13 protein-coding genes are annotated in these 14,791 nt (G+C 40.2%); 4 read left to right on the forward strand and 9 right to left on the reverse strand.

Annotated elements, in window-relative coordinates; translation table 11 throughout:
* Positions 1-16: 16 nt before the first annotated feature.
* Positions 17-976 (reverse strand): acyl-CoA desaturase, encoded by a 960-nt coding sequence (locus I8752_RS30470; protein ID WP_214435918.1) that lies wholly within the window; start codon positions 974-976, stop codon positions 17-19.
* An 863-nt stretch (positions 977-1,839) separates the two neighbouring features.
* Between I8752_RS30470 and I8752_RS30475 the strand changes: the two genes are divergently transcribed.
* A complete protein-coding gene (locus tag I8752_RS30475) occupies positions 1,840-2,163 on the forward strand; it encodes a hypothetical protein (RefSeq protein ID WP_214435919.1) in 324 nt (107 codons plus the stop codon).
* Here the strand turns inward: I8752_RS30475 and I8752_RS30480 are convergent.
* Positions 2,114-2,731: a baseplate J/gp47 family protein gene (locus I8752_RS30480; RefSeq protein WP_214435920.1), complete on the reverse strand. Its 618-nt coding sequence runs from the start codon at positions 2,729-2,731 to the stop codon at positions 2,114-2,116. The two genes, I8752_RS30475 and I8752_RS30480, sit on opposite strands and share 50 nt — an antisense overlap.
* 302 nt (positions 2,732-3,033) lie before the next feature.
* On the opposite strand from I8752_RS30480, the gene I8752_RS30485 reads away from it, so the two are divergent.
* Positions 3,034-4,941 carry a Mu transposase C-terminal domain-containing protein gene (locus I8752_RS30485; RefSeq protein ID WP_214435921.1) on the forward strand — a complete coding sequence of 636 codons (1,908 nt, stop codon included), beginning with the start codon at positions 3,034-3,036 and terminating at the stop codon, positions 4,939-4,941.
* Positions 4,942-4,946: 5 nt separating this feature from the next.
* A complete protein-coding gene (locus I8752_RS30490; RefSeq protein ID WP_214435922.1) occupies positions 4,947-5,867 on the forward strand; it encodes an ATP-binding protein in 921 nt (306 codons plus the stop codon).
* Positions 5,868-5,913: 46 nt separating this feature from the next.
* Here I8752_RS30490 and I8752_RS30495 read toward each other — a convergent pair whose 3' ends face one another.
* The 3 genes from I8752_RS30495 to I8752_RS30505 form a co-directional block, all read right to left on the reverse strand.
* Complete coding sequence (locus I8752_RS30495) at positions 5,914-7,227, reverse strand: hypothetical protein (RefSeq protein WP_214435923.1); 1,314 nt, start codon at positions 7,225-7,227, stop codon at positions 5,914-5,916.
* Positions 7,228-7,331: 104 nt separating this feature from the next.
* Entirely contained in the window at positions 7,332-7,616 is a 285-nt protein-coding gene (locus tag I8752_RS30500) for a helix-turn-helix domain-containing protein (protein ID WP_214435924.1), read from the reverse strand.
* On the reverse strand, positions 7,609-7,920 hold the full coding sequence (locus I8752_RS30505; protein WP_214435925.1) for a hypothetical protein: 312 nt from the start codon (positions 7,918-7,920) through the stop codon (positions 7,609-7,611). Before I8752_RS30505 ends, I8752_RS30500 begins: the two co-directional genes overlap by 8 nt.
* 308 nt (positions 7,921-8,228) lie before the next feature.
* On the opposite strand from I8752_RS30505, the gene I8752_RS30510 reads away from it, so the two are divergent.
* Positions 8,229-8,741, forward strand: a complete 513-nt coding sequence (locus I8752_RS30510; RefSeq protein ID WP_214435926.1) for a TniQ family protein — start codon at positions 8,229-8,231, stop codon at positions 8,739-8,741.
* A gap of 280 nt (positions 8,742-9,021) precedes the next feature.
* Here I8752_RS30510 and I8752_RS30515 read toward each other — a convergent pair whose 3' ends face one another.
* Genes I8752_RS30515 through I8752_RS30530 form a run of 4 tightly spaced genes read right to left on the reverse strand, consistent with a single transcriptional unit; the run spans position 9,022 to position 14,789 of the window.
* A complete protein-coding gene (locus tag I8752_RS30515; RefSeq protein ID WP_225896007.1) occupies positions 9,022-10,107 on the reverse strand; it encodes a hypothetical protein in 1,086 nt (361 codons plus the stop codon).
* Between the two features lies 1 nt (position 10,108).
* A complete protein-coding gene (locus I8752_RS30520; RefSeq protein ID WP_214435928.1) occupies positions 10,109-11,737 on the reverse strand; it encodes a restriction system-associated AAA family ATPase in 1,629 nt (542 codons plus the stop codon).
* Entirely contained in the window at positions 11,734-13,335 is a 1,602-nt protein-coding gene (locus I8752_RS30525) for a restriction endonuclease subunit S (RefSeq protein WP_214435929.1), read from the reverse strand. The genes I8752_RS30520 and I8752_RS30525 overlap by 4 nt, the downstream gene beginning before the upstream one ends.
* Positions 13,332-14,789 (reverse strand): class I SAM-dependent DNA methyltransferase, encoded by a 1,458-nt coding sequence (locus tag I8752_RS30530; protein WP_214435930.1) that lies wholly within the window; start codon positions 14,787-14,789, stop codon positions 13,332-13,334. Before I8752_RS30530 ends, I8752_RS30525 begins: the two co-directional genes overlap by 4 nt.
* Between the last annotated feature and the right edge of the window lie 2 nt (positions 14,790-14,791).

The raw sequence follows: 14,791 nt of genomic DNA on the forward strand, positions 1-14,791 counted from the left end.
AACAGTTTTCGATGAATTAGGCGTTGAGTTCTCGTGCTTGAATTTTGTCTGGGGTAGGAACTTTTACTTCCCAAGCTAGATGTAGAACTTCCAGTAATTGAATGAACCAGTAACCTGGATCTAGGCGATACCACTCCAAGCCAAAGGAAGCCGAGGCAGGAAAGGCGTGATGATTGTTGTGCCATGATTCACCAAAGGTCAACAGGGCAATCGGACCAAAATTATGACTATGTTCTTCGGTTTGAAAACGCTTTGCACCAAAGCAGTGTAAGAAAGAGTTAATTGACCAAATCGTATGTCCTCCCCACAGGATTCTCAACACACCTCCCCAAATAAATCCTGCTAATGCTCCGGCTAGACTCCAGTGGTACAAGCCCCCTAAAAGAGCAGGTAACAATAACCCAAGAGAAGCCCACAGGTAGTAGTAGCGATCGACTCTGATCACAGTTTTGTTTTTGATTAAATCCGGTACGTAGTGGACAACACTGGGATATGGATGCTTGTACATCCAAGTGACGTGAGAGTGAACTAAGCCACGAATGCGATCGCGCCAATCACTACCATTGAGATTTGGTGAGTGAGGATCGCCTGGTTTATCACTCAATTCATGGTGGCGACGATGTAATGCTGACCATGAGATTACACCCCCTTGACCAGCCATTGCACCCCAAATAGCCAGCATGGCTTGAACTGCTTCATGAGTCTTGTAGGAACGATGGGTAAATAAACGATGGTAGCCAGACGAAACCCCAAATCCTGTCATTAGCCAAAATAAAACAAACAGGAATAGCTCAAATGCTCCAAATGGAAGATAGGGTATCAACGGCAGAGCTATTAAAGTTCCTACAAATGGTAAGATTTGAAAGAGGATAAAATGTCTCTTTTGTAAACGGTGCAGAAAGGGGTTATCAACCACTTTTTTCCGCTTTGTATCGTCAGTTAAAATTGACTCGACATCTACTGTTTCTGTATTCATTGGCATTTGCTCAAGCTGCTAATTTAGCATTGCTGAATAGGATTATGAACTCAACACAGTTCGGTCTACTAAAGTTATTAATTTAGTTTGGGAATGAGAAAAAACTCATTAAACTATAACTTTCTTCTGCCAGCCACAAGGGCTTATCCGAAAACTATTGCTTATGAATTGTCATTCTGAATCCAATAAATTGGAGCTAAGAGCCTTAATAGAAGCTTCATTTTGCTTCCATACAATTCAGTGCGAACAAATTTAATTCATACTGCCCATCAGCAACGCTTGCTCTTTTTTAATACAGATCGACTTGTGATGTTTAAGCAAAAAAATTACTCAATTTCTACTAAATCAAATTCTCTTAAGGCTGTAAATATTAATATGCAAAGATTTCAGCAATTGTTAAGTATTGTAAATACTATAGTTTCTGAGTAACTCACAAGTACTTTGCGATCGTAAAGAGTATCTCTTGATACACGGTTTTGTTAGCAAAATATTAAGTACTTAGTTGTCTTTGAAACCTACATTCCACAGATATGTCATATTGAAAAGTCAAAAGCACTTCAAGAGCAGGTATATAAGCTATTTGAAGCCATCAAGGATTTACAAGACATTATTCTGGTTTCTAGCAGTTTTAGCGTTACCGAAATTCTCTATTTAGACCAATTACTTGTAGGGGATATGGACTCCCAAGAGGAGAATTGTCCATTAAATAATTATTGTCCGTTTTAAAGAATTATTGTCATTTTTTATTGAAGAGAATAATCGCCAAAAGCTTGAATCAATAAGGCTTTTGGCGATTTTGTTATTAAACCACTCAATTATAAATTTTTAAATTAAATGATGTCATATTTTTATGAAAGCGGCTTATGCCTAGAAAGTCTACCAGCAAAGCTTTTCCAGCATTTGAAACTGCTGAAGAAACAGCACAAACAGAGGAAGAACAAACAAAGCATCTGCTTGTTCACGAAGATTCTCCACATTACTTAAAAAAGGTGGAACTGATAGATGCCATCCGCCAAATATCTAACAAAGCAGCTCGTAGGGATGCGATCGCAGATGCAGCGAAAGCTTTGGGTAAAAGTACTCGAACCATTAAACGCATGATAGAGAAAGTCGAACAGGTAGAGGTTGCGACTCTAGCTATTGGGCGTAAGGATAAGGGACAATATCGGATTTCCAAGTATTGGTAGTTTGGGCGCGTGTTATGGTAGACTTCAGTGTTTCCAAGTCAGACCCTCCCGTAATCGCCTCAGCATTATAAATGGTCTGAAGACAGTTTACCCCTGTGCTACTAATGAGAATACCAAATGCTGGACAGTTTAGGTCAGACCCCTCATAGTAAACTTGTACTAATACGTCTGCCTCAGTGGCCCCTGCTGGTATATAAAGTTGCTCTTGTAGGACAAAGAAGGAATCTTTAAAAGGTACAGAATAGCCAGCATTAATAATGAAGTCAGACCCTAATGGGGTTTGAAGTAGAAATCTAAGATATCCTGTAGCTTTTGTACCAGCATTACGGGTTACTCCGGATAATCTGAAAACTTCCAGGGCTAACGCCTCTGGGAGCATATTCAGATAAAATAATAACTCTGCCAGGGCAAACACTTGCCCTTCTACCGAGGCAGCTAAAGGGCTACCGGGGCGAAAATCATTTAACTGTCCTCCGGAAGCTTCCCGAATACGGTCAAAGGCTAACTGTACTAACTGATCGTCATTCTGTGGATCTAAGACTAACTTAGGTATCTCGGTATTTGCCATTGACTACCCTTTACCCTTAGTTAGTCACTATGGTAGACTTAGGACAACATTAGGACAAGTTACCTGCGCGTTCAGGTTACCAAGAGCTTACAACATATGGTGTCCATTAAATTATTATTGTCCGTTTTAAAGAATTATTGTCATTTTTTCATTGAAGAGAATAATCGCCAAAAGCCTTATTGATTAAAGCTTTTGGCGATTTTGTTGTCAAACCACTCAATTATAAATTTTTAAATTAAATGATGTCATAAATCCTGTAAAATTTTAAATTAAATGATGTCATATTTTTATGAAAGCGGCTTATGCCTAGAAAGTCTACCAGCAAAGCTTTTCCAGCATTTGAAACTGCTGAAGAAACAGCACAAACAGAGGAAGAACAAACAAAGCATCTGCTTGTTCACGAAGATTCTCCACATTACTTAAAAAAGGTGGAACTGATAGATGCCATCCGCCAAATATCTAACAAAGCAGCTCGTAGGGATGCGATCGCAGATGCAGCGAAAGCTCTGGGTAAAAGTACTCGAACTATTAAACGCATGATAGAGAAAGTCGAACAGGTAGGGGTTGCGACTCTAGCTGTTGGGCGTAAGGATAAGGGACAATATCGGATTTCCAAGTATTGGCATGATTTTATTGTAAGCCTTCATGAATGGGGACACAGAGAGGGTTCTCGGATTAATCACAATCAGATTTTTGGATATTTAAAAGCTTTAGCGTCTAAAGGAGAAGAGCTAAAAGATAAAAAATATAATGAGAAATTTAAAGGATATTCTCAAGTGCGAGAGGATTTAATAGCAGGAAAGCATCCTTCTCATGTCACTGTTTACAAGATAATAAATTGTTATCTTGAAGAAAAAAATAATAAAGTACGTCATCCTGGTTCGCCCGTAGAAAGGCAAATTATTCAAACGACTGAAGGTAATTTAGAAATCACACACAGCAACCAAATTTGGCAAATAGACCATACAAAATTAGATATTTTGTTGGTTGATGAGGAATTTAGAAAAGTTATTGGTCGTGCATACATCACCTTGGTCATGGATAGCTACTCTGGTTGTGTCACAGGTTTCCATCTTGGTTTTGAACCTGCTGGATCACATGAAGTTGGTTTGGCTCTGCGTCATGCAATTCTGCCAAAGTACTATGGAACAGAGTATAAGCTTCAAAAAACATGGGATATTTATGGAGTTCCTGAATATGTAGTGACAGACCGTGCAAAAGAATTTAAATCAGGGCATTTCAAACAAATTTCACTACAGTTAGATTTTATAAAACGTTTGCGTGCTTTCCCTCAAGCAGGTGGTTTAATTGAGTCGATATTTGACAAAATTAATAAAGAAATTTTGTCATTATATGGTGGATACACTGGTTCTAGTGTTGAAGAACGTCCTCCTGAAGCAGAAAAAACTGCCTGTTTGACATTAGATGATTTAGAAAAAATATTAGTGAGTTATTTTGTAGACCACTATAATTATCATGATTATCCAAGAGTCAAAGATAAAAAACGTATTAAGCGATGGAAATCAGGTTTTTTGCTAGAAGAGCCTGAACTTATTGATGAACGTGAACTAGATATTTGTTTAATGAAAATTGCCATACGTAATGTAGAAAAATATGGTTCTGTGAATTTTCTAGGTTGGGTATATCAGGGAGACTGCTTGTTAAATTATCAAGGTAAGCAAGTTTCTTTAAGATATGACAAGCGTAATATTACAACAGTTCTTGCTTATACTCGACCTATTAACGGCGATCCGGGCGAGTTTATTGGTGTTATACAAGCTAGAGATTGTGAACGAGAAAGGATGTCTTTGGCTGAATTAAATTACATCAAGAAGAAATTACGTGATGAAGGTAAAGAAGTTGATAATTCTTCTATTTTGAATGAGCGGTTGGCTAGATTTGAGCATGTTGAACAAACTCGTAAAGAAAGACGCAAGGAAAACCGTAAAAAAGCCCAGCAAAAACATGAGATTAAAACTAACAAATCAAAAGTAGTCGAGTTGTTTCCTGAAAATGCAGTACCAGAGGAGATAACAATATCACAAGAAAATTTAATATCTACTTTTGACGCAGATTCAGAAAACATTGTAAATTCAATAGATAAGCAAGTTCCACACAATAAACCCGATCCCAGTCCAACAGCCAAAACTAGACGACGGCCTAGAGTAGGTGTAAAAGATTGGAACCAATTTATGAAGGATAATTGGTAATTGCCATGTCGGAGACAAACTTAGTCAACGCCAATCTAGAATTTCAGAAGTCGTTTGATGCGAGTTTGCAACCTGCTGAGGAAGTACGGCGATCTCCAGAAGTCCAGGCTGAGGTTGAACGGATTGGTAAAGCCGATACTTATTTTTCCCTAGATCGCGATACGGAATTGTTTGACTGGCTTGATGACCAGCGTGATGCAAAACTCTGTGGTTATATTACATCTGCTACAGGTTCCGGCTTATTAAAAGCCTGTCAACTGTACAGGACACAATACGTAAAGCGAAGAGGAACGTTGTTGGAAATCCCAGCAACTGTAATTTATGCCGAAATAGAGCAGCATGGAACACCAACAGATTTGTATTGCTCTATTTTAGAAGAAATTGGTCACCCACTAACAAATGTCGGAACACTACGGGATTTACGGTCAAGGGTATGGGGGACTCTCAAAGGATATAGTGTAAAAATACTAATAATTGGAAATGCAGATTATCTTACTTTGGAAGCATTTAACGAGCTAATTGATATTTTTATGAAACTGCGGCTTCCCATAATCTTGGTTGGAACTTACTATCTAGGTGATAATATTCTTGAGAGAAAAAGTCTTAGATACGTGCGCGTTCATGACTCATTTTTAGAGTCATACGAGTTTCCTAATTTAACTAAACAAGAAATAATTGAGGTTGTGGACGACTGGGAAGAAACATTTTTGCCAAAAAACCGTCGATTAAATCTTACTCAAATTGATAGCGCAATTTCTTATTTGGAACATAAATCCAAAGGTCTGATTGAGCCTTTGTATGATTTACTTCGTAAAATTGCTATTTTAAAACTAGATGAGCCATCCTTTGAACTGAATCAACATAATTTAACTAGGAAATTCGGTAGACGCAAGGAACCAAAAATTAAGTCTCATAGGAAAGGCTAGAATTTGTCCTTAGTCTAAATGAATAGATATTAATGGACTTAATCTGTTAATCCGTACTTTTGCTGCCAGCAAAACCCAAGGATTGCTCAATTGACTTTAATGCTGATTTAATATCTTCTCTGAGTGCATCTGCTTCAACTTTAATTACAGATGCACCCTTGTTGATTTCTGTCAAAGATTTTTTTATAGTTCTAATTCGTCCCAAAGCTGTGTGAATTTGCTCAAGTTGCTGTTCAATCACAGTTACATCCAGCCCTGATTGAGAAGTACGCAGTTTATTCAGTCGTTGTTGAATTACCAGAAAGCGGATGGCAATGATTAAAAATGGATGAACTGTGGCGATCCAATAACCTGACTCAGAAACTCCCTCTGCCCAATCCCCAATTTCCTGTGCTAATCCTTCACGGGAATAACTTAAAAAAATAGCTGAATTTGCAGAACGCCGCACCATCGCTGATTGTAAATGTTGAGTGATTGCTTGGCGACCAAAAGGTTTTGAGGGTCGGCTTCTAGCTTCAATGACTATTGACAGTTCTATTGCTGCAAGAGATTTGCTGGTTAACTTGACCAGAATATCGCCAGTATCTCCATCCCGACCAAGATGCTCCACCTCTGCTCCACTCAGCTTTGACCAGTGTTGTAATTCAGTAACGACTAATTGTTCATAAGTTATGCCTTTTGCGGTTGTCTGCTCAAGTACTTGTTGCCTTACCTGTTGATCTCGAATTTCTCTAGTCAGCTTTTCCACTTGTTCTGCTAGTGGTTTGACCGAATCAGAAACCACATTTTTAACTGCCGCAGCCAGAGTACCATTTTCCTTAGTAGCATTTATTAATGCTGCTTTAAATACTCCCTGAATAGAATCAGAACGTTTAGCATCTAAGAGTTGACGTAATGAATTCAGAAAGCGGCCAACAACAGAAGTTTCTCTGGCGGGGTCTATTTCCTGTGTAAGCAGAGTACTAACGTTATTCAGTTTTTCAGTAAGGACAGCTGAAGTCAGATTAATTTGAGTTTGCAGTGGAGCTAATAATTGACCATTATCTGTCCCGACTTGATTAATTAATTCCTGTCCAAAAGACTCAGCAATTATTTTAACTGCCTGCTGAAACTCCACCAATAAAGATTCCATCTGCTGCTTAATTAATTCATTACCGTGACGAGTTTGAGCAGTTTGCAAGCAAAGAAATCCTAGCTCAAAAGCATCCAGGCAAATACCCTCGTATTCTGACTGGGGAAATTGTTGTAAATAGCTGATGCCATTTTTGAGAGGAATTGCCAAGCGATAAATTAGGACATGACTTTCGGTTAATTCAATATTCGAGCGCAGGTAATAGGAGTCATTAATGGAGCAGTTCATGAACAGTAAATAGGCTGGTGACGATAAATTGCACCCTACTACCTATTTTTTATGTGGGTCAAGGTGATGGAGAAAAGTTTTGTCAATTTGCAAAAACTGAATAATTAATTTCGTGGTTGACAATTATGCCACTCTTCTAAGAGGGGGTTAATTACTTCAGCATTGGCGAGAAGAAAGTCAGCCACAGCCATAATTCTTTGGTAAGGTAATCCAGCTTCTCGGCGGCTGGCTTGTCCGCCTAACCAGTGATAAGCCGTCGATTTAGAGATGGCACAAATTTTTGCTAATTCTTCGTAACCTAATCCCCAACGGTAACTAAAGTCTTGGGGAGACATGAACATTTGGTTGTGCAGTTCTAGCAACTGTTGATGTTGTTGAGCTTCAGACATGATTGCCTTGAAGCCTTTCCAAAGATAATTTATCTAAAATTTCGATATCTTCCTCGAAAGCGAAGTCGCAAGCACAAGTGTCACGAGAAGGACTGCGTTCATCTAAAAGAACCAAGTAATGTAAGCCAGTAGCAATACAACTAGCTTGTTGAGTGTATATAACTCCGATGATGCGACCGAAGTCGCCGTTGGGTACTTGAAACCAGCGCACCCATTCACCAAGATTAAATTTCTGGTGAGGGAAACTGCTGGGAATTACTTCTGGTAAGGCTACTGGCGGTATCTGGGGGAGAATATCAGGCATAGAGGTTTCCTATGTCTCAAAAACTACCAAGCATTCTTCGAGTGATTGCAAACATTAAATTAATTTTTTCCAATATTGTTATTTTAGCAAATAAACATTGCTGCACATTATTAAACATTGTTAAACATTTTAAAGCCTTTAAAGTCGGTAAACCGAATTTGATTGTTCGGTTTACCGGATAATAATCTCAGCATCCAGCATTTTAACCACCTTGCTGCCAAGATATCCGACTGAACTGCGATAGGGCTTGTTCAACAGTTTTATTTTTCCTAATTTATTGCAGCCGTTTAAGACTTTAAATGTAAGTTATGGAGCCAGAAGCTGTTCAACGTCCGCCTTGGTATATCGAACCCAACGAAGGGGAGAGTATCAGCCACTATTTTGGTCGATTTAGGCGACATGAAGCTGTTTGCGTATCGTCGCCTGGAACTTTAAGTAAAGCCGCAGGAATTGGTCCAGTATTAGCAAGGTGGGAGAAATTTCGGTTAAATCCGTTTCCCAGTGAAAAAGAATTAGAGGCAATTAGTAAATTAATTGGCTTGGATGCAGACCGAATAGCTCAAATGCTTCCACCCAAGGGTGAAAAAATGAAACTGGAGCCAATACGCTTGTGTGGTGCGTGTTATGCAGAGCAACCATATCATCGATTAGAGTGGCAGTTTCAATCTACAGTCGGGTGTAGTAGTCATAAGCTACGCTTGCTTTCAGAATGTCCCTTTTGCAAAGAGCGTTTTGCTATCCCGGCCTTATGGGAACAGGGAGAATGTCAAAAATGTCACGCGCCTTTTAGGAGTATGAAAAAGAGACAGAAAGCTTACTAGGTTCAATCTGTGTAATCTAATTTTTATAATCAAGAGCTTTAGTGATTGAAATACAAAAATTAAGTAGTGGGACTTAGACAAAAAGTAGGCTGAAAAAACCATCCAAGGGATACACCAAAAGACTTTGACATCGTTTTACCCAGTTTCTTGATATATCTGGGTTTGAAGCATTTTTGAGCCTTCGGTATATTTCCCTTGCCCTGTATAGGTTTGAGCCTTGTTTCTGCCTCAAAAATCCTTAAGTCCTGGTAGTGGGTGACTGCACCAAAACTGATTTACTTTATGCAATTGACCTTGGATTTACTTTATTCATAAGAAATGAAATAAGTCGTTGATTACCATTTTTGCAATGTATGTACAGCATTCGGAATACAGCCACTTTTAAAAATGCCTGTTCCCCAAATCCGTCCAACTCAAAGTCACTTGCATAGTCTTCAATTACATTTACTAATTCTTGCTCAGAATTAGGAATATTTTTGCGTTGACACTTCTTGCCAAAAGCTGTAACCCAACTAATAAACTCTGCATCTAGATATCTGACATATCGCTCTCGGATGCAGAATACCTCATCCCATGTAGAAATTTCTTCAGAGTAGGAGTTAAAATTAATTTCCCATCTTGGTAGCGGTTCTCCTAATGTTCCGCTATTTCCAGCAAAAGGCTCGCTGTTATCCAGAGAAATCTTAACTATTTCGTGTTTATTATAAGGATCAAAGGATCTACGACGTGTTCCGTCAGTTCTATAAAGTATGTTTTTAGTATGTTTATAAAGAGAATTACACTTATAACCCATTGGGACAAGATTGAGTAGATTTGCAGCCGCAAAGGGATATAAATCTTTTAATAAATAATGATCTAGTGCTTCATATCGACTCCCTATCCCTAGTGCATCAAATTTTTCGTATCCGCAAAAAGGACATACATGACTTGGTATAGACTCATAAATTATATGATATTGCTTGTGACGGATTTCTATATCTGTAATAATTTCAAACGCATATTTAAACAGAATTTGCACTGGCTCACGAATAGCTAGTGGTAAGTCAGTAATAGCCTCACAGTCACACTGACAAGCCAAAAGAAGAGCTATATTGTTCTGCTCATTAAATGCTTTTAAAATTCGGTTTTGCTCCGCAGGAGTTAGCTTTAATAGTGCTGTCTGATAGTTGTTTAATTTATCCCCCAATTTTCCGGGTCTTTTGAGACGACTTTTTAGCTTTTCTAGATATGGCTCTGGAATTACTTTAGACCAGTCATTTATTTTATTTCCACTTGCTACATTAGTATGGATTACTTGCATAATTTTGCAAAAGCATTCATGAAGCCAATTATCTGATGTTGCTTCAATGGGATATCCAAAAAGCATCCTATACCCCATCCTTATTTTTTAGCTGCCTTAGTCGATCAGCAAGAAATGCTTTTTCGACAGAATCACCTAGATTCTGCATTCCTACCCTAATATCTTCGGGATTTTCACTTTTCATCAATCCTTTAATCTCATCACGAGCAACGCCTGAAATAGGTGGACGGACTTCAAAGCATTGCTCAATAATTGTGTCAAATGTACTGCCAAATGTTTCAATATTAGGATTTTGGACTTTTATCCTTCCTTCTTCGTCTTTGCTGAAAATAAAAACTTTTTCTCTGTGCATATCGGAAGGTACAAAGGGTGAGTGTGTTGTCAACAAGCACTCTTGTTTAGTAGCCTTTGAAGATTCTCTACGATCACCATGTTTAGTAGGTAAATCGAGTATTCGGGAAATGAAATTCACCCGCCATTGCGGATTAAAATGCGACTCAGGCTCATCAAGTAGGAAAAGTACGTTAGGAAATGACAACATACAAAATGTTCCAAGAATCTGCCCAAGCTGATGTTCGCCATCGGAAAGCGATACGTAGTCTACTTCTTTACCACTCCTTTGGGCAGTAAACATTACCCTTTCAAACCGGAAAACTTTATCTTCATCTTGAGGCTCTGGAAGACGTGAAGCAAACCTTCCCGAAATACTGTCTCTCCGAAACTGGTCACGCACTTTCTTTGAAAGCACCAGGTCATTTAACATGGCAAACTTGTGGAAGGAGGAATAGAGATCGAGTGTGCTTTTCCAAAAAAAGCGAAACGCTTCCCTTGTCTGCTCATTGATTAAATAGTCAAAAGTGTAAGTTCTTGTCCTATCCTCATATGCGTAGCACGTAGCGCAGCATTTTAGCTGATCGAGATAATCTTCTAACTCCTGGGTAAGCAGTACTTCTTTTAGTCTGCCCTTGGGTTTTTTCTTTTTAGGATTATTAGGTGCTGCACTATGTGCAAGTTGAACTATGCAACGAAATGAATGCAAGTTTTCTAGTTTTGCATCCTCTAGCAAAAACTTCCACTGTGAATCATTACCCAATAGAAGATTAGCTACAAGAACTTCAAGATTCGTTCCATAATCAATAAGCATCAGCCGAGTATCTGGAACTTGTTTTGGCTCGCCTAATGCACTTTCAGTCACATCCTTCGCATACCCACTGCGGTTCCTAAGGAATGGTACGCTGAGTGTTTCGTTGTCGCCTGAAGTGTAGCCTACGACTTTGTGAGGCAAAAGTGCATGAGTATCTGGACTATTTGGGTCACAATCTATCCATTCGTATGTATCTTCATCTCTCCGCTCAATTACAAGAACCGGACTTTTTCTTCCAGTTGTTTTCTTTGAAATGCGGACACGAACAGGTAGCGGTTCATCTTCTGGATGAATCACATACTCTAGCTCGAATTGTAAGCCAGCACTTGCGTCGAAACGTTCTTCATTAGGAATGCATTTATGGAACACAGACTGAAAAATTTCTGTTAGCACTTGCAAGAACTGAGATTTACCTGCGCCATTCGGCCCAATAAGACATAAAGGATCAAAACCGGAATAGTTACTAAATGGATTCCGTAACTGTAAATTCAGTCCATCAAGTAGCCCCCCGCAAGTTTTAGCAGAAATAATGTGAACCCTTAAAATCTTCATTTGCCTGCCCGAAAAAAACGCATCGCTCGCTCCTCTTGATCGAAAACCTGTGTAAGAATCGGCTCGGCTTCACTGAGGAGTGTAAACAGGATATCTTTTAGTGAGTCATAATCACCAGTGAGGTTTTCACGCAGTTCATCAAATGAAAATTTGTCCTTAGGTAATTGTCTAATTGCTTCCTTAACAGATTCTTTGGTCATTTTGGTTATGGCTGTTTTTCTAGAAGTCATGGCTCTATTGGCTTTAGATGGTTGTGCTGCTCGATCGGTGCGAATCTGCTCCAACAGCGACGATACTGATTCATCGTTGGGATCTTGAGGCACTAGTTCACCACGAAAGGCTTTAGCCAACAGCGCGGGTGTCAGACGCTCGACTTGGGCGTGGGCAGCTTGATAGTGGGCTTCGAGATGATTAATGTAGGCGAACAGTGCGTCAACTCGACAGACAATTTTGCGTTGTTCTGCAAGCGGTGGTAAAGCAAATGGATAGGGATTCAAAACTTCAAGTTTTATGTTTGGCTGTCCACCGCCTGCGTAAGAGATTCGCCGTATGTCTTCTTTACGGTGACGTAGAAAAAGCTCAATATATCTATTACTGAATTGATAACCGCTATCAATACCGATCATACTGTCAGTGAAGCACATATCGTAAGCCAGAATACCTGTATTGCCAATAGTTGATCCAACAATGGCAATGACAACGGTTCCCTTTGGGAATTTTTTGCTTACTGCTAACCCTTTTTCATTCACTGTCTGCTTGTGAGAAGTTATCCATCCACCTTCGCTCGGCAGGTCACCTATCTGAATGAATGGATGTTCGCCATTAAAATAAGCAGGATCATTTCGCGGACGGACAGAAAATCTTCCTCTTGAGCATTGAGCGTAATTTCCAAGTGCTACCCATTCCCAGGTGTCTGGTAATAATGGTAAATCTTCTTTTGAAACGGCTAGGCTGTATGTTTTCTTTTTTACTAAAGCAGGTTCTATATCAAAATTTTCTTCTCGCCAATCCTCGGTTAGTTGCCCCGATGTTGCGGCTGCGAGGACAGCTTGGCGGAAGCGTTTGAGGATGGGGGGAATGCGCTCCAGTCTCTCTCGACAGGTATCAACCCTTGTAAGCAGGGCATCGAGCTTATCAGCAATGCGTTTTTGTTCGTTGAGTGGGGCGAGGGGAAGTTCAATCTCGGCAATATCTTTCTTATTAAATCCATTTTGAGCTGAACGAGAAACTAGACGCAATGGTGCTTGAAATATCTCAGACCTCAATAGATGATATACAAACCGCCTATCTATTGCTTCTGGAATATCTACCTTTGCCATTGCCACATTATAAGCACCAGAAAGCCCTGTTAATATTCGTCCTAAAGATGCGCCATATCTGGCAATGAGAATGTCTTGCTCAGTACATCTTTTTATAGTATGTGTATCGCGAATGTAAGTAGGAACAGGGTGTTCACCAAAGTCCCGAATCTGTAACAGTTGTATGTAACCAGGCTGGGGTTCATATTGGAAGTTACTTTTGGGAGGCTGTGTACCACCCTGAATATCAAATACATCCATAAACTTGGTTAGCGTCCAGCCTTCAGGAAGTTCGTTCACGCTTCAACTTCCTCTGCCAACTCTCCCAAAATTCCGCGCAATTCTTCCAGAGCGGCTTCAAGTTCGGCCATCGCTTCTTGTACGAGTGCCGCTGGTTCGAGTTGTGCATCTGTGTCAGCTTCGTTTTCGTATTTAAGCCAGGAAATATCCAGATTGTCACTGCGTTCAGCGATCCATTCACGGGTAAATTTTCTGAAACGCCCTTGCTCGCCAGTATCTACGCGCTTAGTAAGACTAGCAGGGCTACCAAGAGGGTCATCGCCAAAGGCAACTTCAAACTCAGCAAAGTGCTTACGTGTGAGTTGAGTGCGCTTGCCAAACTGCGATATGTTAGCACGCAGATCATACACCCAAACTTCTTGGGTATTACCGTTTTCTTTTTTACCACAAGTGAAAAACAGCACGTTAGTCTTAACACCCTGAGCGTAAAAAATACCACTTGGTAGGCGCAAGATCGTATGTAGATTGCACTTTTCCATCAATTCAGTGCGAATCTGCTTACCCACATTGCTGTCAAATAACACATTGTCTGGAAAAACTGCCGCAGCACGTCCACCGGGCTTGAGACCAGCATAAATATGTTGCAAGAAGCAAAATTGTTTATTACTGGTAGAAAAAGTGAAGTCCTTGCGAGTAGCTAGACCACCCCCTTTCTTTGAGCCGAAAGGTGGATTGGTAAGGATCAGCGTCGCTTTCGGCAATGCTGATCCCTCTGGCGAAAGCGTATCGCCATAGTGGATACCTGCCCCTTGCGGGTCAAACTCTAGCCCATGCAGCATTAGATTCATTAACGCCAGACGGTGCGTGTCCTGCACATGCTCCATACCGTAAAAAGTATTGCTACGGTACTTGTGCTTCTGTTTTTTTGTCCAGGTATTGGGATCACTGTTTTCGCGTATGTAACGATTGGCGGCAATTAAAAAACCGCCTGTTCCTGCTGCGGGGTCTTGAATAATGTCCTCCAACGTAGGGCGCATAACATGCACCATACTATCGATCAGCGAACGGGGCGTAAAGTACTGACCAGCACCGGATTTCTTTTCATTGGCGTTCTTTTCCAGCAGCCCTTCATACACGTCACCCAGACCTTCTCGCCGAGCACTGTACCAGTCAAGTTTGTCGATTTCGGTGACTAGTGTAGAAAGCGTGTTGGGCTTTTTGATAGAAGAACTGGCGTTAGCAAAAATTTCTTTCACGAGCGTGGAACCGTTACTACCAAGATGGAGCAACAGGAGTTTGTAAAAATCCAAACGCTCAGTTGCTGCTCTGCCTTCTAGGTCGTCCCAGCGATAACCCTCAGGAAGTAGGTTTTCTGTGCCAGTCTCTTTTGCCATCTTCAAAAACAACAGGTACGTCAGTTCAATGACGTATTGGTGATACGTCACGCCATCATCCTTGAGGACGTTACAGAGATTCCATAGCTTGGCGACGATATCGTGGGTAATGGTAGTCATAA

This window comes from Dendronalium phyllosphericum CENA369 (assembly GCF_016056275.1).
In the GTDB taxonomy this organism is placed as follows: Bacteria; Cyanobacteriota; Cyanobacteriia; order Cyanobacteriales; family Nostocaceae; genus Dendronalium; species Dendronalium phyllosphericum.

Coding starts and splice junctions, on each gene's coding strand:
- I8752_RS30505 (WP_214435925.1), bottom strand. CDS start 7,920: ATGCCTGATATTCTCCCCCAGATACCGCCAGTAGCCTTACCAGAAGTA.
- I8752_RS30470 (WP_214435918.1), bottom strand. CDS start 976: ATGAATACAGAAACAGTAGATGTCGAGTCAATTTTAACTGACGATACA.
- I8752_RS30520 (WP_214435928.1), bottom strand. CDS start 11,737: ATGAAGATTTTAAGGGTTCACATTATTTCTGCTAAAACTTGCGGGGGG.
- I8752_RS30500 (WP_214435924.1), bottom strand. CDS start 7,616: ATGTCTGAAGCTCAACAACATCAACAGTTGCTAGAACTGCACAACCAA.
- I8752_RS30490 (WP_214435922.1), top strand. CDS start 4,947: ATGTCGGAGACAAACTTAGTCAACGCCAATCTAGAATTTCAGAAGTCG.
- I8752_RS30510 (WP_214435926.1), top strand. CDS start 8,229: ATGGAGCCAGAAGCTGTTCAACGTCCGCCTTGGTATATCGAACCCAAC.
- I8752_RS30495 (WP_214435923.1), bottom strand. CDS start 7,227: ATGAACTGCTCCATTAATGACTCCTATTACCTGCGCTCGAATATTGAA.
- I8752_RS30475 (WP_214435919.1), top strand. CDS start 1,840: ATGCCTAGAAAGTCTACCAGCAAAGCTTTTCCAGCATTTGAAACTGCT.
- I8752_RS30485 (WP_214435921.1), top strand. CDS start 3,034: ATGCCTAGAAAGTCTACCAGCAAAGCTTTTCCAGCATTTGAAACTGCT.
- I8752_RS30515 (WP_225896007.1), bottom strand. CDS start 10,107: ATGCTTTTTGGATATCCCATTGAAGCAACATCAGATAATTGGCTTCAT.
- I8752_RS30530 (WP_214435930.1), bottom strand. CDS start 14,789: ATGACTACCATTACCCACGATATCGTCGCCAAGCTATGGAATCTCTGT.
- I8752_RS30480 (WP_214435920.1), bottom strand. CDS start 2,731: ATGGCAAATACCGAGATACCTAAGTTAGTCTTAGATCCACAGAATGAC.